The sequence below is a fragment of the Bradyrhizobium algeriense genome (assembly GCF_003062295.1).
GTDB classification, from domain to species: Bacteria; Pseudomonadota; Alphaproteobacteria; order Rhizobiales; family Xanthobacteraceae; genus Bradyrhizobium; species Bradyrhizobium algeriense.
Genome location: NZ_PYCN01000012.1, coordinates 56,526 through 73,671 on the forward strand (window position 1 = coordinate 56,526; position 17,146 = coordinate 73,671).

At 64.4% G+C, this 17,146-nt stretch carries 19 protein-coding genes; 5 read left to right on the forward strand and 14 right to left on the reverse strand.

Annotated features, from left to right (window positions below; translation table 11 throughout):
* The first annotated feature begins 51 nt into the window (after positions 1–51).
* The 3 genes from C7G61_RS22600 to C7G61_RS22610 all read left to right on the forward strand — a co-directional run bounded on the left by C7G61_RS22600 (position 52) and on the right by C7G61_RS22610 (position 2,938).
* On the forward strand, positions 52–684 hold the full coding sequence (locus tag C7G61_RS22600; RefSeq protein WP_108518541.1) for a hypothetical protein: 633 nt from the start codon (positions 52–54) through the stop codon (positions 682–684).
* A gap of 161 nt (positions 685–845) precedes the next feature.
* Positions 846–1,079, forward strand: coding sequence for a DUF6894 family protein (locus tag C7G61_RS22605; RefSeq protein ID WP_108518543.1), 234 nt, complete (start codon positions 846–848; stop codon positions 1,077–1,079).
* Positions 1,080–1,249: 170 nt separating this feature from the next.
* Positions 1,250–2,938, forward strand: coding sequence for a methyl-accepting chemotaxis protein (locus C7G61_RS22610; RefSeq protein ID WP_108518545.1), 1,689 nt, complete (start codon positions 1,250–1,252; stop codon positions 2,936–2,938).
* On the opposite strand, the gene C7G61_RS22615 is transcribed toward C7G61_RS22610, so the two are convergent.
* The 5 genes from C7G61_RS22615 to ygfZ form a co-directional block, all read right to left on the reverse strand.
* Positions 2,939–5,659 (reverse strand): DUF2339 domain-containing protein, encoded by a 2,721-nt coding sequence (locus C7G61_RS22615; protein ID WP_108518547.1) that lies wholly within the window; start codon positions 5,657–5,659, stop codon positions 2,939–2,941. It lies immediately after the preceding gene.
* A gap of 257 nt (positions 5,660–5,916) precedes the next feature.
* Complete coding sequence (locus C7G61_RS22620) at positions 5,917–6,423, reverse strand: tyrosine phosphatase family protein (protein WP_108518549.1); 507 nt, start codon at positions 6,421–6,423, stop codon at positions 5,917–5,919.
* A gap of 148 nt (positions 6,424–6,571) precedes the next feature.
* On the reverse strand, positions 6,572–7,183 hold the full coding sequence (locus C7G61_RS22625; RefSeq protein ID WP_108518551.1) for a YfbR-like 5'-deoxynucleotidase: 612 nt from the start codon (positions 7,181–7,183) through the stop codon (positions 6,572–6,574).
* Positions 7,180–7,806: a DNA-3-methyladenine glycosylase I gene (locus tag C7G61_RS22630; protein WP_108518553.1), complete on the reverse strand. Its 627-nt coding sequence runs from the start codon at positions 7,804–7,806 to the stop codon at positions 7,180–7,182. The genes C7G61_RS22625 and C7G61_RS22630 overlap by 4 nt, the downstream gene beginning before the upstream one ends.
* Positions 7,803–8,684, reverse strand: a complete 882-nt coding sequence (gene ygfZ / locus C7G61_RS22635) for a CAF17-like 4Fe-4S cluster assembly/insertion protein YgfZ (RefSeq protein ID WP_108518555.1) — start codon at positions 8,682–8,684, stop codon at positions 7,803–7,805. Before ygfZ ends, C7G61_RS22630 begins: the two co-directional genes overlap by 4 nt.
* A 149-nt stretch (positions 8,685–8,833) precedes the next feature.
* On the opposite strand from ygfZ, the gene C7G61_RS22640 reads away from it, so the two are divergent.
* Positions 8,834–10,168 carry a dihydroorotase gene (locus tag C7G61_RS22640; RefSeq protein ID WP_108518557.1) on the forward strand — a complete coding sequence of 445 codons (1,335 nt, stop codon included), beginning with the start codon at positions 8,834–8,836 and terminating at the stop codon, positions 10,166–10,168.
* A 55-nt stretch (positions 10,169–10,223) separates the two neighbouring features.
* Here the strand turns inward: C7G61_RS22640 and C7G61_RS22645 are convergent, their stop codons facing one another.
* The 5 genes from C7G61_RS22645 to C7G61_RS22665 all read right to left on the reverse strand — a co-directional run bounded on the left by C7G61_RS22645 (position 10,224) and on the right by C7G61_RS22665 (position 12,719).
* Positions 10,224–10,490: a hypothetical protein gene (locus C7G61_RS22645; RefSeq protein WP_108518828.1), complete on the reverse strand. Its 267-nt coding sequence runs from the start codon at positions 10,488–10,490 to the stop codon at positions 10,224–10,226.
* A gap of 152 nt (positions 10,491–10,642) precedes the next feature.
* Positions 10,643–11,281, reverse strand: coding sequence for an HAD family hydrolase (locus C7G61_RS22650; protein ID WP_108518559.1), 639 nt, complete (start codon positions 11,279–11,281; stop codon positions 10,643–10,645).
* Positions 11,282–11,287: 6 nt separating this feature from the next.
* Positions 11,288–11,665, reverse strand: coding sequence for a TIGR02301 family protein (locus C7G61_RS22655; RefSeq protein ID WP_108518562.1), 378 nt, complete (start codon positions 11,663–11,665; stop codon positions 11,288–11,290).
* A gap of 62 nt (positions 11,666–11,727) precedes the next feature.
* Positions 11,728–12,147, reverse strand: a complete 420-nt coding sequence (locus tag C7G61_RS22660; protein ID WP_108518564.1) for an NUDIX hydrolase — start codon at positions 12,145–12,147, stop codon at positions 11,728–11,730.
* 98 nt (positions 12,148–12,245) lie between these two features.
* Positions 12,246–12,719 carry a hypothetical protein gene (locus C7G61_RS22665; protein WP_108518831.1) on the reverse strand — a complete coding sequence of 158 codons (474 nt, stop codon included), beginning with the start codon at positions 12,717–12,719 and terminating at the stop codon, positions 12,246–12,248.
* A gap of 104 nt (positions 12,720–12,823) precedes the next feature.
* On the opposite strand from C7G61_RS22665, the gene C7G61_RS22670 reads away from it, so the two are divergent.
* A complete protein-coding gene (locus C7G61_RS22670; RefSeq protein ID WP_108518566.1) occupies positions 12,824–13,582 on the forward strand; it encodes an SOS response-associated peptidase in 759 nt (252 codons plus the stop codon).
* A gap of 51 nt (positions 13,583–13,633) precedes the next feature.
* Here C7G61_RS22670 and C7G61_RS22675 read toward each other — a convergent pair whose 3' ends face one another.
* Genes C7G61_RS22675 through C7G61_RS22690 form a run of 4 tightly spaced genes read right to left on the reverse strand, consistent with a single transcriptional unit; the run spans position 13,634 to position 17,141 of the window.
* Positions 13,634–14,215: an NUDIX hydrolase gene (locus C7G61_RS22675; protein WP_108518569.1), complete on the reverse strand. Its 582-nt coding sequence runs from the start codon at positions 14,213–14,215 to the stop codon at positions 13,634–13,636.
* Between the two features lie 21 nt (positions 14,216–14,236).
* On the reverse strand, positions 14,237–14,692 hold the full coding sequence (locus tag C7G61_RS22680) for a GNAT family acetyltransferase (protein ID WP_420836784.1): 456 nt from the start codon (positions 14,690–14,692) through the stop codon (positions 14,237–14,239).
* Between the two features lie 2 nt (positions 14,693–14,694).
* Positions 14,695–16,134, reverse strand: coding sequence for an FAD-binding oxidoreductase (locus C7G61_RS22685; protein ID WP_108518835.1), 1,440 nt, complete (start codon positions 16,132–16,134; stop codon positions 14,695–14,697).
* A gap of 14 nt (positions 16,135–16,148) precedes the next feature.
* Positions 16,149–17,141, reverse strand: a complete 993-nt coding sequence (locus C7G61_RS22690; protein ID WP_190241925.1) for an L-threonylcarbamoyladenylate synthase — start codon at positions 17,139–17,141, stop codon at positions 16,149–16,151.
* Positions 17,142–17,146: the final 5 nt, after the last annotated feature.

The window sequence follows — 17,146 nt, forward strand, 5'->3', positions numbered from 1 at the left end:
AGCACGGGGTAAAGGCGGGCGCCCGCGCTATTGTTAAGTTGGAGTAGCTGCATGCTTGCGCGTTTGGTTCTGGGGGCCGTCACGGCAGTCGCGATGATCGTTCCTGCGCTCGCCGGGAGCATGAATGCTGACGAGGCGCGCAGGTTTGTGAGCGGCAAGGTTTTCGCCTTTACCTGTTTCGACGGTACCCGTGGCGCCGGCCGCATTCTCGAAGATCTCGGCGCAGCCGGTTCTGTCCAGTTCAGCGGCTCGGGCCCGATCCGCCATGTGCGCCTGCCCGGCAACACGCTGCAGATTCGCGGCCAGGCCGTTTGTGCTTCGATCAAGGGACTTCCGTTCGAGCCGTGCTTCAATCTCGACAAGCGCGACGATCGCTCGTTCCGCGGCTCCGTCTCGGGCATGGGCTTCGCCTATTGCGATTTCCGTCATCAGGGTGCCTCGCAGATGCTGATGGCGCGCTCCGTGGCGCGACCGCGCTCGCTGCATCGTCGGGACGAGCCGTCGCGCACGTCGGCTGACGCACGCGCTGAAGTAACGGGGCGGGTCGAGACGCCAACGGTCGAGAGCGCCAAGCTCGAGCCGGTGAAGGCCGAGCCGAAGCTGGAGCAGGTCAAGTCTGAACCGGCCAAATCCGAACCGGCCAAGACCGAGAGTGCCCCGGAGCTGCGCCGCTCGACCGATTGATCGCGCGGTAAGCCGGCCTCGGCTCCGGCGAATCCATTTCAGCTGACGAACGCCAACCCGTAGTCATACGGGCTGGCGGATTCACGTCCCGGTAGCGAATCTCATTCCAACTGGTGACCGGCAGAGAAGGCCGGGGGGCGGCCCAACCCATGAGATCAATCATGCCGGTGTATTTTTTTCGGATCAGCCACGGCAGCTACGCAGGCGCATCCGATCAGGGATCCGAATTCGCAAGCCGCGAGGCCGCCTGGACCGAGATGACCAAGGTCTGCGGTAACCTGCTCGGCAGCCTTTCGCGCAGCCTGAAACAGAACGCCGAATGGCAGATGGAGCTTCTGGACGAGGCCAAGAAGCCCGTGTTCAGGATTCGTCTTGTCGCCGAATCCGTCGGTTAGCGCTCGATCCGGCGTACGCCCCGGCGCCCGGTAATTTTACGGAGCGCCAAATTAACCATCGCTTGGAACCTGGCGCGTACCGTTGCCGAATATTCCCGGCGCATCGAAGATTTGACGGCAGTTCCTCATAATTCAGCGGCGCCTGTCTCCAACGCTTGAGAGAGCCAGCCATGTCCGCACTTTCCATTCGCGCCAAGGTCATCGCCGTGATCGCATTCATGCTGATCGCAATGTCCGGCATGGGCCTGCTGGCAATCCGCAGCATGCAGGTGATCAACGCCCATACGGTGGAAATCGCTTCGAGCTGGCTTCCGAGCGTCCGGGTGCTCGGTGAACTGCGCGCGAATATCAACCTGTTCCGCGTTGCACTCCGTGCCCATGTGATGGCGGAAACGCTGGAGGCGAAGGCCGCCAACGACAAGCGACTGGCCGGTATCCTCGAAAGGATCGCAAAAGATCGCAAGGCTTACGAGCCGATGATTACCTCTCCCGAAGAGCGCTCGATCTACGAGAACTGGGCGCGCGCCTGGGACAAGTACATCACCGGCGTTCAGGACGTGATCGAGTTGTCGCGTCAGAGCATCGGACGGATTCCCCATGAGGCGAGCGAAGCCATCTCCAAGAAGGTTGCGGTCATCGCCGCTGAATCCGATGCGTTCCTGGAAAAATCCATCAATCTCAACAATGCGGGCGCGGACACCGCGACCCGGCAGGCCGCGGAAGGTTATAATTTCGCGTTCTGGATTGTTCTGGGCGTTGTCGCCGCCGTCGTCATCTGCGGTGTCGGCGTGGGAATGTATCTCGTCCGCGACCTCTCGAGCGGAATTGCATCCATCGTGATGCCGATGCAGGCGCTGGGAAGCGGCGACCTGTCCGCCGCAGTAACGCGCCGCGGTGAGAAGACCGAAATCGGCGCGATGGCGGATGCCCTGCAGGTATTCAAGGATGCGCTGATCGCCAAGAAGGCCGCCGACGAGGCCGCCGCCCGCGATGCCGAAGCCAAGATCGAGCGCGGCCGTCGCGTCGACAGCATCACGCGGGACTTCGAAGCCATGATCGGCGAGATCGTCGAAACCGTGTCGTCCGCCTCGACCGAACTCGAGGCATCCGCAGGCACGCTGACTTCGACCGCGGAGCGCGCCCAGGAGCTTGCCACCACCGTCTCGGCAGCCTCGGAAGAGGCTTCCACCAATGTGCAGTCGGTCGCATCCGCCACCGAGGAAATGGCATCCTCCGTCAACGAGATCAGCCGGCAGGTGCAGGAATCCGCGCGGATGGCGAGCGACGCTGTGGATCAGGCGTCACGGACCAATGATCGCGTCGGCGAATTGTCGAAGGCGGCCGCCCGCATCGGCGATGTGATCGAGCTCATCAACAACATCGCGGGCCAGACCAATTTGCTTGCTCTCAACGCCACGATCGAGGCGGCACGCGCCGGTGAAGCCGGCCGTGGCTTCGCGGTCGTGGCGTCCGAGGTGAAGGCGTTGGCCGAACAGACCGCCAAGGCTACCGGCGAGATCGGCCAGCAAATCACCGGCATTCAGGCTGCGACCCAGGATTCGGTCGGCGCCATCCAGGAAATCTCGGGCACCATCGGAAAGCTTTCCGAAATTTCCTCCGCGATCGCAGCCGCCGTGGAAGAGCAGGGCGCGGCGACGCAGGAAATCTCCCGCAACGTGCAGCAGGCGGCGATGGGGACACAGATGGTCTCCGCCAACATCACCGACGTGCAGCGTGGCGCGACCGAGACGGAGACAGCCTCGTCACACGTGCTCACCGCGGCGCAGTTGCTGTCGGGCGACAGCAACCGTCTCAAGCTCGAGGTCGCCAAATTCCTCGAATCGGTGCGCGCCGCCTGATCAACTCCCTGTCGGTGTTGCCGGGGCGACCGGCGCTGCCTGTTGCCTGCGGAACAGGATCCGCTGGTACAGCCAGCCGATCGCCACCAGCACCAGGCCTAAGCACATGAACGACAGCGCGCGGTAGACGCCCGTGAGCGTCGACATGTCGATCAGGAAGGCCTTCAGGATCGTCAGTGCGATGACGACGGCGGAGGCCAGCCGCGCACGCTGCGAGTTGAAGAGAATGCCGATGCCGAGCAGCACCACGCCGAACGCCAGGTACGCGATCGAGTAAGTGTATTGTTCGGCGCCGGTGGTCGGGCCGACCGACATGACCGGGCCGTGATAAATTCTCCTGATTTCAAACGTCATATAGGCAAGCGCGAGAATGAGCGCTCCCGCCGCGATCGTGTTGGCGTAACTGACCGGGCGCCGGCCTGCGACAGCGTATGACAACAGCAGTGCGAGAACTGCGGGCAGGGCGTAGCCGAGCAGCAGCAGATTGATGACGGCGCCGCCGACGTCGATGTACCAGAGAATGGGGTTCTCCAGCATCAGCAGCCCGAACACCGCCGCAAGGCCTGCGAACGCCGTGAGCAGGATCGCGCCGGCATTGTGAATGACGCTGCCGGTACGGATACGCAGGCGCTCCAGCCCGATCGCCATTGCGAGCGCTACGCAGACTTGCAGCGCAACCTCGGTGAGGCCGGCGCTCTGGCGATAGACGTCGCCCTGATTGACGGCGTGGCGGATTTCCATGAACGCCAGCAGCACCGTGAACAGGATTGCCGCCGCCTCCACCGTCCGCAGCGGCGCGTCATCGCCGCCGCGGCGCAGCAAGATGCTGCCGGCCCAGAACGAGAGCGCCGGAATGCCGTAGCCCCACAATAGCCAGTTGAAGATCGGCGTGGTGCCGACTGCGGTGCCGACAATGCGCGGATCGTCAGCGATCCGCAGCACCACGATGGTGGCGAGGATCGCAGCAAGTACGCGCAGGAACGGAATCGGCCGCTGCGTCGAAATCCAGGCGGTACCTGCCGACATCAACGCCAGCGCAATCGTGAGCCAGCCTTTTTCCAACGCGAATGTCAGCGCCAGCGCCAGCGCGGCGAGCGAGCCGGTCGCAAACAGCGCGATTGAGGCCTGCAGTCCCGGACGGTCTTCGCGCTTGGCGAGGACCTCGGTCGCAGCGGCATAGGCCGCGGCGAGCGCGACCGCGAGAATCGCGAACGGGATCGAACGATCGAGATGGACGATGCGGGCGTAGAGTGCGACCAGCAGCGCCAGCGGCGTGAAGACCGCCGCGGCCGACCAGATCACCGGTATGATTGGTCCGACGGAGCGACCCTGCGCCAGGAAGCCCGCCACACCAAAACCTGCGGCGAAGATCGCGGCCGAAATCAGATGCAGCGACACCGACCCGTCCGTGGCGTTCGGTCCGATGTCTGACAACGGGCCGCCGGGCAGCACCAGCATGTCGGGATTGGCGCGAACGGCCCACTCAGCGAATACGACAAAGACCAATGCAGCGGCAGCCCCGACCGCGCCGGCGGCGGCATCGCTGCGCCAGGCGACCAGGAGACCGCCGGCCACCAAGAGGCCGAACACGATCATCGCGGTGTCGGCATGAAAACTGTTCAGCACGATCAAGGTGGCGCCGAGCAGATAGGCCGCAAGCGAGCCGGAAGAGATCGGCTCGACCTGTCCCTCGTCGGCGGGTGGGCCGAACATGAAGCCGGAGACCACGAGCAGGGCCGCAAGAATGAAACCGGCGAGCACGTGGAACGCATGCGGGCCGACCATCGACGGACCGCATTGCAGGCAGGGGAAGGTCCATAGCAGCGCAAACACGATGGTAGTGACCGCAAGCCAGCGCCACAGCCTGACACGCGCAAGTCCGAAAGCGGCTGCGGTGACGATCGCGAGATAGATGTAGAGCGCCCAGAAGTCCGGCTTGTCGGACGAGACCAGGACAGGCGTGACAAAGGCGCCGACGACGCCGAGACCGGCGAGCGCCGGCCCGTGCAGCAGCGCCGCGGCAAGCGTGCCCATCGCCACCAGTCCGAGCAGGATGAAGGCGGTAGCCGGCACCAGGAACTCGTACAGCGCATAGGCTGCATACACCGTGGCAAATGCCACTGCCGTTCCGGCGGCCGTCAGAATGGCCGGAATGTTGGCGATAGGCGTTGCTTCGATGGCGGAGATGCTTTCCTTGCGGCGGGTCCATTCGCCTGCCAGCAGCAAGGCGAGCGCAAACAAGCCGCCCAGCATCGTGCGCACGCCGGGGCCGAGCAGGCCGGCCTCGATCGAATAGCGCACCATGAAGAACCCACCGAGCGCCAGCGTCAGCCCGCCGATCCACACCACCCAGCGGGTACCGATGGTTTCCTCGAAGCCGCGGTCGGGCTGTGGCAATGGCGGCGGCGGTGTCGCCGCGCCGCCAACGGCCTGCTCTGATGTCTCGGGTGGCGCAACGGGGGCGACGGATTCTGCGTCGGGAACGAGGGGCGGTGGTGTCGGTGCGGCCGCGGTCGAGACCGGCGGCAGGGTCTGCTCGAACGCTTCAAATGGCGTCAGCGGCGGTGGCACGGGCGCGGCGGCGGCCGCCGGTGCCGACTGGATCGCATCCAGCCGCTGGCGCAACTCCGCCACCTGGTTCATGGCCTTTCGCGCGAAAATCAAAGCGACGATCGCGATCACGAGCGGCGCGAAGAAGAAAACGAAGGGTTCGTCGAACATGGAGCCTCCAGGCGGACGCGTCAGACCGTTAACCGGCCACGTCGGCAGCCCGGTCGCAATCCAGTGAGTGCAGTTTTGCCCGCTAAAAGTTCAAATGGGCCTGCGCCATCAGCACGTCATTCTTGTCCCGGACGCGGTGCAGCGCCCAGCGCTGCTCCGCAGAGCCGGGACCCGTGATTGCAGCGCATTGGACCCCGGATCAGCAGCGCACCACGCCGCAAGCACGGCGCGCTGCGCAGCATTCGGGGAACGCTGCGTCATTCCAGATCGAGCTGGAACGGCCGGCCTTCGACGGTCATGCTGCCCGGGCCCATCTCGTCGAGCGCGCGCAGCATCCGGCCCTCGCGCCCGAGCGCCTTGTCAGCGAGGCTGACGATCAGCCGGTTCGGGGAAGCGATCGGAGAGCGGGCGCGAATTTGCCGGGCAATCTCGATCTCGTTGCGATGCGGATTGAGTGCGCAGGCAGCCGCAAAGGCGCTCGCGGTCGAGCGGCTGATGCCGGCATAGCAGTGCACCACCATTGGCGCGCTGCGGTCCCAATTGCGGACGAAGTTCAGCACCCTCTCGATATGCTGGTCCGACGGCGCGACAAAACCGTCCATCTGCTCGGTGATGTCGTCCATCGACACTTTCAGATGGTTGGCCTCGAGCACCGAAGCCGGCCGCAGCACCTGATCGACATTGGCCATCACGGTGAGGATATGGCTGGCGCCGGTGGCTCTGACGGTCTCGGGGAGTGCGGCAAGCGAACAGATGTGAAGCATGGCGATCCTTGGGTAGCCCTTGCTGGCGATTATAAGCCGTAGTCCGTGGGGTGGGCAAAGCGAAACCGTGCCCACCACTTGTTTCAACGATCCTTGGAATCTGGTGGGCACGGCGCGAAGGCGCGCCTTTGCCCCCTACGGCGCCCGTTCAAGCAAGCAGCAGCTTGAATCGCGCCAAAAACTGCTTTTCGGCCCGGGCTGCGGTCCACGGCGTCAGATAATCGCGCACCGTGGCCTCGGGCAGGCCGGGATCCCTGCCGAACAGGCGCTTCGCCTCTCCTTCCGAAAATCCCGCCAGATGGGTGGCTTCGAGATAGGCCGCGCCGCGATCGGCCGCCTTGATGGCCTTGGTAATTTCGTCCGCCAGAACCGGCGGCAAACCAAAGCGAATATGGATCGCCGCCAGCAGGCGCTTCTCCACCACCTTGTAATCGCCGCCGAGCACCGCCTTGAACGGCGAGATCATGTCGCCGATGACATATTCCGGCGCGTCGTGCAGCAGCGCTGCAAGCCGGAAGCGGACGTCGACGCGCGGCATCTGCTCGCGCATGACGGTTTCCACCAGCAGCGTGTGTTGCGCCACCGAGAAAATATGCGCGCCGCTGGTCTGCCCATTCCAGCGTGCGACGCGCGCCAGGCCATGGGCAATGTCGGCAATCTCGATATCGAGCGGGGAGGGGTCGAGCAGATCGAGCCGCCGCCCCGACAGCATCCGCTGCCAGGCGCGATTGGCGATGCTGGTCGATCTTCGCGCCGTCATTTGGCCTTGAGGCGAGGCTTGCGAAGTTTGCCGCTGCAGGCCTCGTGGCAGAAGCACGTGACCAGATGGTCGTTGACCATGCCGGTGGCCTGCATGAAGGCGTAGACGATGGTCGGCCCGACGAATTTGAAGCCGCGCGCGCCGAGCTCCTTTGAAATCTTGACCGAGACCGGCGTCGAGGCCGGCACGCTGGCCGTGGTCTTGAACTGGTTGACGACGGGCTTGCCGTCGACGAAGTCCCACAAGAATTTTGAGAAGCCGGCGCCTTCTTCCATGATCTTCAGATAGGCCTTGGCGCTGTTGACGGCGCCTTCGATCTTGGCGCGGTTGCGCACGATGCCGGCATCGTTCATCAACGCGTGGATCTTCTTGTCGCTGTAGCGCGCGATCTTTTCCGGCTGGAAATCGTCGAACGCTTTGCGGAAGTTTTCGCGCTTGCGCAAAATCGTGATCCACGACAGCCCGGCCTGAAAGCCGTCGAGAATCAGCTTTTCATAGAGCGCACGGTCGTCATACTCCGGCACGCCCCACTCGGTGTCGTGATAGGCCATGTAGAACGGATCTTCGCCGGGCCATGGGCACCGTGTTTTGCCGTCGGCGTGCAGGCGCGCAGATTTGCTCATGCGACGGTCTGCTTCGGTGGGGTGCGAACGTCGTTCGGGTCGGTCAGCCGGATCGCAAGGCCGCCGGAGCTAAGCGACGCGCCGGCATCCAGCGCGTCCGCCACGCGATCGATCCGGAGCAGGGCCAGGCCCTTGCCACCAGCGGTCGAGCCCATGGTGCCGACTTGCTTGTCACCGGCGACAACCGGAATGCCGGTCTCGGGCGAAAAGTCTTCCAGCGTGACCCGCACGATCCGCGTGCGCGCGGTCCCGCGATGCTGCATCCGCGACACCACCTCCTGCCCGACATAGCAGCCCTTGTCGAAATCGACGCCGTGGAGGCGGTCCATATTGGCCTCATGCGGAAACGCGTCGCTATACATGAAATCGAGCCCGCCGCGCGGCACGCCCAAGGCGATGCGATGGGCCTCGTAGCCCTCGCTGTCCACGAGCTCGGCGCCGATCAGATCGGCGACCTTCTGCTTGAGATCTTCGGGCACGAGAATGCGCCAGCCAAGACCCTCATGCCGCGGATCGGCGAACGCCAGATCGGGCTTCACGGCCGGCTCGCCGTCCCACACCGCCAGCACGCCCATGCTGTCGGAGATGTTCTCCACCGCGACCTTGGCGCGCAGCTTGTAGAAGCCGAGCTTGTCGGCGAGGTTCTGGGCCAGCGCGCGGGGCGCATCGATCAGGAAGCCGCCGCCATGGCCAGCAGGGGCCTCGGTGATCAGGAAGTCGGCCGTGATCTTGCCCTGCGGCGTCAGCAGCGCGCCGAACCGGCCAAGGCCGGGCTGCAGCAGCGTGACGTCTGTGGTGACGAGGCCGTTGAGGAAGTTGCGGGCATCCTCGCCGCTGACCTTGACCACGCCCCGGTCCGGAAGAAACGCTGCTTTCATAAGCTAAATCAGCCTCTTTTGACGTGCTTTTTGAAGTTCCTGGGGAAACGCAGGTGGCGGATATCCCATCCGAAGTTAAGACGCTAAGGTGCCGCCAACAAGCCCCGCGGCGGCCTAGAAGCGGGTGCCTAAGGACCGATGAATCAGCGATGAATCAACGATTTGACACCATTCTAAAATCCGGCACCGTGGTCAATCAGGACGGCGAGGGCATCCGCGATATCGGCATTTCCAACGGCCGGATCGCGGCGATCGGCGGGCTCGGGCAGGCGTCCGCCGCCGAGACGATCGACTGCAAGGGCCTGCACGTCCTGCCCGGCGTGATGGACACGCAGGTGCATTTCCGCGAGCCGGGTCAGACCCACAAGGAGGACCTGGAGACGGGATCGCGCAGCGCCGTGATGGGCGGCGTCACGGCCGTGTTCGAAATGCCGAACACCGATCCGCTCACCGTCACGGAAGCCAACTTTACCGACAAGGTGAAGCGCGGCCGTCACCGCATGCATTGCGATTTTGCCTTCTTCATCGGCGGCACCCGCGAGAACGTGCAGGATCTTCCCGAGCTGGAGCGTGCGCCCGGCTGCGCCGGCGTAAAAGTGTTCATCGGCTCCTCTACCGGCGCGCTGCTGGTCGAGGACGACGAAAGCCTGCGGCGTATCTTTCAGGTGATCCGCCGTCGCGCTGCCTTTCATGCCGAGGACGAATATCGCCTCAACGAGCGCAAGCCGCTGCGCATCGAGGGCGATCCGCGCTCGCATCCGGTGTGGCGGGACGAGACCGCGGCGCTGATGGCGACGCAGCGGCTGGTCAATCTCGCGCGCGAAACGGGAAAACGAATCCATGTCCTGCACATCTCGACCAAGCAGGAGATCGAGTATCTGCGCGATCACAAGGACGTCGCGTCCTGCGAGGCCACGCCGCATCACCTCACCATGGCCGCGCCCGAATGCTACGAGCGGCTCGGCACCCGTGCGCAGATGAACCCGCCGGTGCGCTCGGCCGATCACCGCGAGGGTATCTGGTACGGCATCGAGCAAGGCATCATCGACGTGCTCGGCTCGGACCATGCGCCGCACACGCTGGAGGAAAAGGCCAAGACCTATCCGGCTTCGCCTTCGGGGATGACCGGCGTGCAGACGCTGGTGCCGCTGATGCTGGATCACGTCAATGCCGGGCGGCTGTCGCTGGCGCGCTTCGTCGATCTCACCAGCGCGGGCCCCGCGCGGCTCTACAACATCGCCTGCAAGGGCCGCATTGCCGCCGGCTATGACGCCGACTTCACCATCGTCGATCTCAAGCGCACGGAGACCATCACCAACAAGTGGGTGGCCTCGCGCGCCGGCTGGACGCCCTATGACGGCGTCCGCGTCACCGGCTGGCCGGTCGGCACCTTCGTGCGCGGCAGGCGCGTGATGTGGCAGGGTGAGGTGACGACGCCGTCAACCGGCGAGCCGGTGCGGTTTCTGGAGACGTTGAAGGCGTAGGGCACAATATTGCTTCGTCATCACCCGCGAAGCGGGCGATGACAGCGTAGTCGATCTACTGCTTCGCCAATTTCAGCGAAAACTCACCGTTCTTCACGCGAGTCGGCAGACCTTCCACGAACTTCGCCACTGCGTCCTCGCCGTAGGTCGAGACCAGTTCGGCCAGCGCCGTGAACAGGCACGCCTGCGCGAGACAGTCGCCATCGACACCATCGTGCCGCGCTTCCGCCCAGGCCTCGCTCAAATAGCTCAGCGCAGTCTGCTTCTGCTCGAAGTCGGGAAGCGGGTCGCGGGCGGTCGGGAACGAGGCTGGGCGGCTCATGAAGCTCAACGAAATCTGCGCGCGAACCAGGGCGGAACGCATCCTAACGCGACAAGCTGTAGCACGCGCGACAGGCTCGCCTAGGCCACATCTTTAGGAAGGGTTAACGGCGCTGCTCGAATTTCAGGCGACGACAAAAGTTCCCGCGCGTCTCACGCAATGCAGCCGAGGATCGCTCCCGGGGTCGCGCAAACATGGTGCGCGCCGGCCTCCAGCAACTCGTCCCGGCTGCCGTAGCCGTACAACACGCCGATGCCCTTCATGCCGTTGTTTTTCGCGCCGACCATGTCGTGGCTGCGGTCGCCGATCATCAGGGTTTTGGCCGGATCGACCGAAGCTTCCTTCAGCGCGTATTCGAGCAGATGCGACTTGTCCACACGGGTGCCGTCGAGTTCGGAACCGAACACGCGCTCGAAGTGATCGCGCAGCCCGAAATGATCGATGATGCGCTGGGCGAACACATGCGGCTTGCTGGTGGCGACGAACAGTCGGTGGCCGGAGGCGCAGAGCGACGTCAGCACCTCGCCGATGCCGTCGTAGACGCCGTTCTCATAGAGGCCGACATCGGAAAATCGCTCACGATAATACGTCACGGCGAGATCGGCCGACGTCTCCGCGCCAAGCAGCCTGACGAAGCTGGCGCGCAGCGGCGGGCCGATGCACCAGGTCAGTTCGTCCTCGGTCGGCATGGTCGGATGATCGAGCCTTTGCAGCGCATACTGGATCGAACGGGTGATGCCCGGCTTGGGGTCCGTCAGCGTTCCGTCGAGGTCGAAATAGATCGCGTCCATGGTTGCCTAGTTCGCGTAGCGCGCGGTGAGGTCGCGCGAGATCTTTGAGCCTTCCTCGATATATCTGCGGATCGCGACGGAGGCTGCAGGCGTGCAGGTCCGGTAGGTCTGCTGAAAGCCGTTATAGCCGCGGTTGAAACCCGCGATCATGCGGGCGCGGCGGTCGCCGGACGGGGTTTCGGCGTCGATCAGCGCCTGCATTTCGTTGCGCCATTTCGCCCCTTCATTGGAGCCGCAGATGCCCCGGAGGTAATGCAGGGTGCCGAGAATCTCGGCCAGCCGCTGCAGGTCGCCGTCAAACGGCGCGGCGGCATCCTGGGCCCGCACGGGGGCCAGGTGGCAGGCCGAAATGAGGATGAGGGCGGCGAGGGCGTGCTTGAGCATTTGAGGGCCGATATGCCCCCTCAATACGCCCGAGGCAAGGTGTGAGGCTCCGGGAACGGCCGCTAGACCAGCTTTCGGGCGGCCTCGATGACCTCCAGGAGGCCGCCGGTGACCTTGAGGTCGCCGAGCCCATCCGGCGCCAGCCATTTGAAATCGTCGTGCTCGTCGTTCAGGACGGGCTCCCTGGCCGTCCAGCGCGCCGCGAACGACATGATCAGGTAATGCCCGCCGCCGCCGGCCCCAGGCAGCACCTCGCGCCAGCCGGCCAGGCCCAGAATCTCGATTCTCAGGCCCGTTTCCTCGTCCACTTCGCGGTGGAGCGCCGTGTGCAGGGATTCGCCGAATTCGACCCGGCCGCCGGGGAACGAGTAAAAACCCTTGCCGGGCGAGCGGGCGCGGCGGACCAGCAGGACCTTGCCGTCACGAAAAATCGCGCCGCTGACGGCGAGTTGGGGGTGGGTCGGCTGGACAGGGGAAGCCAAGGGGGAATCCGGTAAGCAGGGAACTTGCGGTGCGAACGATCATGCCCGATCGGTTCGCGCAGGTCTAATACGACGAGACGGAGCGAGGCGTGGCGCGGCTAGTTCGACATCACCGCTTCGATGTCGCCCTCGGCGCTGCCGTTGATGACGCCGCCGGCCAGCGCCACCAGCGGCTTGACCCAGGCGGTGGCCTGCTCGGCCAGCGTGGCGCGGGTCTTGTCCTGTTGGGCCTCGCGCATGGCGTTGCCCACCGCGGTCAGGATCGAGGTCATGGTGGCGGTGAGATTGTCGAAATTGGCACGGACCTTGGGGTCGGCGCATTCATAGGCCTCGATCGCGAGGTCGCGGGCCTTGAAGTTGGAGGCCCAGAAGTGCTCGGCGTAAGACAGCGGGGTCCAGGTGAGAAAATCCTCCGCGCATTCCGGCATGTCCGGTACCATTTCGAGCAGCATGACGGCTTCGTTGAAATGATTCAGGTAGTCGGTGGCGAGCCCGGTGCGGGGATTGATGTTGGCGGCGCGCAATTGCTCCGCGCGCGCCTCGTCTATACGAGCCATCGTCGGTGGCGGCATCGGGCGATCGGATCGCACTTCTGTGGTGGCCATGAAGGTCATCTATCCCACTGTTAACATCGGGGGTTAACACCCATTAAACAGCGGCTTATCTTGTTCAGATAATGTGCGGACGTTTTGTAATTACCTCACCGCCTGCGGCACTCCGGCAGATCTTCGGCTATATCGAGCAGCCCAATTTCCCGCCGCGGTATAATATTGCGCCCACGCAGCCAGTTCCGGTTGTGATTCTGGAAAATGGCGGCCGCCATTTCCGGCTGATGCGCTGGGGACTGATTCCGTCGTGGGTCAAAGAACCCCGCAAATTTACGCTCCTGATCAATGCTCGTTCCGAGACGGTTCTGGAGAAGCCGGCGTTCAAGAATGCCATCAAGCGGCGGCGCTGCCTGATCCCGGCCGACGGTTATTACGAATGGCAGGATGCGAGCGGCCGCAAGCGGCCGTTTTTCATCCACCGGCGCGATGGTCGGCCGGTCGGCTTTGCCGCGCTCGCGGAGACCTGGATGGGGCCGAACGGCGAGGAGACCGACAGCGTCGCCATCGTCACCGCGCCTGCCAGCCGCGACCTTGCCGTGCTGCATCACCGCGTGCCCGTGACGATCGCGCCTGAAGAATTCGAACGCTGGCTCGACGGCCGCGCGTACGATGCAGACGATGTCATGCCGCTGCTGCGCGGGCCGACTGAGGGCGAGTTCGCCTGGCACGAGATTTCCACGCGCGTCAACCGCGTCGTCAATGACGACGCGCAACTGCTGCTGCCGATCACCGACGAGGAGCGCGCGGCGGAGGAGCCGAAGCCTGCGAAGAAGGCCGCGCCGCGCAAGGTGACGGCGGAGGATGACGGGCAGGGCTCGTTGTTTTGAAGCGTCATATTTGTAGGGTGGGCAAAGCGAAGCGTGTCCACCCTACGGTCCTCACCGAAAAATATGCAGCGCGGCGTATTGCAACAGCATGATCGTCTTCGCATCCACAATGCGGCCGTCTGATATCATCGCGAGCGCAAAATCGATCGGCAGTTCCAGCACCTCGATGTCTTCGCCTTCATCGGCGAGGCCGCCGCCGCTGCTGATGCGCATCGAGGGCTCGTATTCGGCGACGAAGAAGTGCAGCTTCTCGGTGACCGAGCCCGGACTCGAGAAGGCTTCGAAGATCTTCCTGATCTCGCCGAGCCGATAACCGGTCTCCTCTTCCGCCTCGGCCCGGATCCGCACCTCGGGCGCTTCGCCGTCCAATACACCGGCGGCGGCCTCGATCAGGAGATCGTCGTAGCCGTTGACATAGACCGGATAGCGAAACTGCCGCACCAGTATCACGGTGCGCTGCGCGATGTTGTAGGGCAGCACGGTGGCGCAGTTGCCGCGGTCATAGGTCTCTCGGGATTGCGTCTGCCACTCGCCGTTGGCGCGGCGATATTCGAACGTGGTTTTGTTCAAGAGGTAGTAGTCGTCGGAAAGGATCTCGACGTTCTTGACGCGGACGCGATCGGAGATGGTCATGGCTGCCCGTTCGTTTGGAAACTACGGCGTCGGCTCGCGGCCGTCGAGCCATTTGGCGAAGGTCACGGTCTGCTGGTTGTAATAGCCGAGCGACTGGTAGAATGCGTGGACCTGCGCATTGTCTTTGCGAACCATAAGTTGAAGCTTCAAGATGCCGGCCGCGCGCAGCCAGTCCTCGGCCGCGTTCATGATCGCACGGCCATAACCCTTGGCGCGGCGCTGTGGATCGGAGGCGACATAATAGACCCAACCGCGATGGCCGTCATGGCCGACCATCGCGGTCGCCACGATCGCGTCACCGTCGCGGCCGATCAGGATCGTTGAATTCGGCTCGCGGCGGGCGAGCGCAATGTCGGCTGCGGGATCGTTCCACGGCCGCGTCAGGCCGCAGGCCTGCCACAACGCGATAACGGTGGCGACATCGGCGTCCGCAATGTCGGCGATGGCGAGCGTGGGAATTATCTTCGCAGCCGTCACGGTCACAACACTTTGCCGGGGTTCATGATGCCGAGCGGATCGAGCATCGCCTTGATGCCGCGCATCAGCTCGATCGCGACCTTGTCTTTCACGTCGGGCAGTTCGTCACGCTTGAGCACGCCGATGCCGTGCTCGGCCGAAATCGATCCGCCCATCCGCATCACGATCGCGAATACCACCTCGTTGACCTCGTGCCAGCGCGACATGAAGTCGGCGGTGTTGCCCCCGATCGGCTGGCTGACATTGTAGTGGATGTTGCCGTCGCCGAGATGGCCGAACGGTACCGGCCGCGAACCCGGAATGAGTTTTACCACCGCCGCATTGGCTTCTTCGATGAACGCTGGCACCGCCGCGACCGGCACCGAGATATCGTGCTTGATCGAGCCGCCTTCCGGCTTCTGCGCGGCTGACATCTCGTCGCGCAGCTTCCAGAAGCCGGCGCGCTGGGAGAGACTGGCTGCGATCACGGCGTCGTCGACGATGCCTTCTTCCATGCCCTTGGCGAGGATCGCTTCCAGCGCGTCACGGGCGTCGTCGCGCGAGGAGGATAACTCCATCAGCACGTACCAGGGATGCTTGGTCGTCAGGGGATCGCGAATGTCGATGCCGTGACGCAGGCTGAAATCGACCGCGATGTCGGCCAGCAATTCGAAGCTGGTGAGGCTGCCGGCCGCCTCGTTCTGCGAGATCGAGAGCAGCTTCAGCGCCTCTGCCGGCGATTTGAGGCCGACATAGGCGGTCTCCACCGCACGCGGCTTTGGAAACAATTTTAGCGTCGCCGCGGTGATGATGCCGAGCGTGCCCTCGGCGCCGATGAAGAGGTTGCGCAAATCGTAGCCGGTATTGTCCTTCTTCAGTTTTGACAATCCGTTCAGGATCCGTCCATCCGCGAGCACAACCTCGAGCCCGAGCGCCATTTCGCGCGCCACGCCATACGCCAATGCAGCGGTGCCGCCGGCATTGGTGGAGAGATTGCCGCCGATGGTGCAGCTTCCTTCCGCGCCGAGCGACAGCGGAAACAGGCGATCGACCTCGGCCGCGTGCTGCTGCGCGATCTGCAGCACCACGCCGGCCTCGCACGTCATGGTGTTGGAAGCGGGATCGATCTCGCGGATCTTGTCCAGCCGCCGCATCGAGACGACGACTTCGCCATTGTGCGGGGTCTGTCCGCCGACGAGGCCGGTATTGCCGCCCTGCGGCACCAGCGCGATTTTGTGCTCGCTGGCGAGCTTGCAGATCGCGGACACTTCCGCCGTCGAGCCGGGCCGCAACACCAATGGCGAGCGGCCATGAAACAGGTCGCGTTCCTCGGTGACGTAGGGCGCGATATCGGCGGCATCGGTCACGGCATATTTGTCGCCGACGATGGCGCGAAACTTTGCGATCAGCTCGGCGGGAAGAGGCGGCACGGAACCTTTCTTGGAGCCCTGGACGATATTCATTTTCTTGTTCTCGTTCATTCTCGCCCGACTGCTGCGCGACGCAGCCGGTCGTTGATGGCTTCGCCCAATCCCTCGTTCGGGATGGGCATGACAGCGATGGTGCGCACGCCCTTGCCGTCGAGCGCGCGAAGGTGGCCGAACAGATTGGCGGCGGCCTCCGCAAGGTCGCCGCGCTCTGACAGATTCATCACTGTGGAGGTGGCGTCAATTCCCGAAATTGCTCCGAGGCCGAACGCGAGCAATGCTTCGCCGGGCTCCAGCGCTTGCGCGTTGAGGCGCACACGCGCGCGCGGCGCGTAATGGGACGTCAGCATGCCCGGCGCCAGCGGTTGCACGCTGTCGGTTCCGGCATCCGCCGGCGGCTGCACAAGCGCGCGGCCCAGCACGCGCACGATCTCCGCGCGCGGCACGCCGCCGGGGCGCAACAGCATCGGCGCATCGAAGCAGCCGACGACGGTGGATTCGACGCCGACGGCGACCGGCCCGCCATCGACGATCAACTCGATCCGCTCCGCAAGGTCGCTCTGCACATGGGCGGCGGTGGTCGGGGAAACGTGGCCCGAGATGTTTGCGGATGGCGCGACCACCGGGCCGCCGAACACACGCAGGATCTCGCGCGCCACAGGGTGGGCCGGTATCCGGATCGCGACCGTGTCGAGCCCGGCGGTGGCGAGGTCGGCCACCGCGCAGCTTTCCGTTTTCGGCAGCACCAGCGTCAGCGGGCCCGGCCAGAATGCCTCCGCCAGCGCGGTCGCAGCAGCGTCGAAGCGCGCGATTTTGCGGGCAGCGGCGATATTGCCGACATGGGCGATCAGCGGATTGAAGGCCGGCCGGCCCTTGGCCTGGTAGATGCGGGCAACCGCGGCCGGATTAGTGGCATCGGCGCCGAGGCCATAGACGGTCTCGGTCGGAAACGCGACCAGGCCGCCTTCGGCCAGGATACGCGCCGCCGCCGCCACGGCGGGCTCGCCGGCGGGCAAAATCTGGGTCTTCAGGGCAACATTCACTGTGA

Coding starts and splice junctions, on each gene's coding strand:
- C7G61_RS22600 (WP_108518541.1), top strand. CDS start 52: ATGCTTGCGCGTTTGGTTCTGGGGGCCGTCACGGCAGTCGCGATGATC.
- C7G61_RS22605 (WP_108518543.1), top strand. CDS start 846: ATGCCGGTGTATTTTTTTCGGATCAGCCACGGCAGCTACGCAGGCGCA.
- C7G61_RS22610 (WP_108518545.1), top strand. CDS start 1,250: ATGTCCGCACTTTCCATTCGCGCCAAGGTCATCGCCGTGATCGCATTC.
- C7G61_RS22615 (WP_108518547.1), bottom strand. CDS start 5,659: ATGTTCGACGAACCCTTCGTTTTCTTCTTCGCGCCGCTCGTGATCGCG.
- C7G61_RS22620 (WP_108518549.1), bottom strand. CDS start 6,423: ATGCTTCACATCTGTTCGCTTGCCGCACTCCCCGAGACCGTCAGAGCC.
- C7G61_RS22625 (WP_108518551.1), bottom strand. CDS start 7,183: ATGACGGCGCGAAGATCGACCAGCATCGCCAATCGCGCCTGGCAGCGG.
- C7G61_RS22630 (WP_108518553.1), bottom strand. CDS start 7,806: ATGAGCAAATCTGCGCGCCTGCACGCCGACGGCAAAACACGGTGCCCA.
- ygfZ (WP_108518555.1), bottom strand. CDS start 8,684: ATGAAAGCAGCGTTTCTTCCGGACCGGGGCGTGGTCAAGGTCAGCGGC.
- C7G61_RS22640 (WP_108518557.1), top strand. CDS start 8,834: ATGAATCAACGATTTGACACCATTCTAAAATCCGGCACCGTGGTCAAT.
- C7G61_RS22645 (WP_108518828.1), bottom strand. CDS start 10,490: ATGAGCCGCCCAGCCTCGTTCCCGACCGCCCGCGACCCGCTTCCCGAC.
- C7G61_RS22650 (WP_108518559.1), bottom strand. CDS start 11,281: ATGGACGCGATCTATTTCGACCTCGACGGAACGCTGACGGACCCCAAG.
- C7G61_RS22655 (WP_108518562.1), bottom strand. CDS start 11,665: ATGCTCAAGCACGCCCTCGCCGCCCTCATCCTCATTTCGGCCTGCCAC.
- C7G61_RS22665 (WP_108518831.1), bottom strand. CDS start 12,719: ATGCCGCCACCGACGATGGCTCGTATAGACGAGGCGCGCGCGGAGCAA.
- C7G61_RS22670 (WP_108518566.1), top strand. CDS start 12,824: ATGTGCGGACGTTTTGTAATTACCTCACCGCCTGCGGCACTCCGGCAG.
- C7G61_RS22675 (WP_108518569.1), bottom strand. CDS start 14,215: ATGACCATCTCCGATCGCGTCCGCGTCAAGAACGTCGAGATCCTTTCC.
- C7G61_RS22685 (WP_108518835.1), bottom strand. CDS start 16,134: ATGAATATCGTCCAGGGCTCCAAGAAAGGTTCCGTGCCGCCTCTTCCC.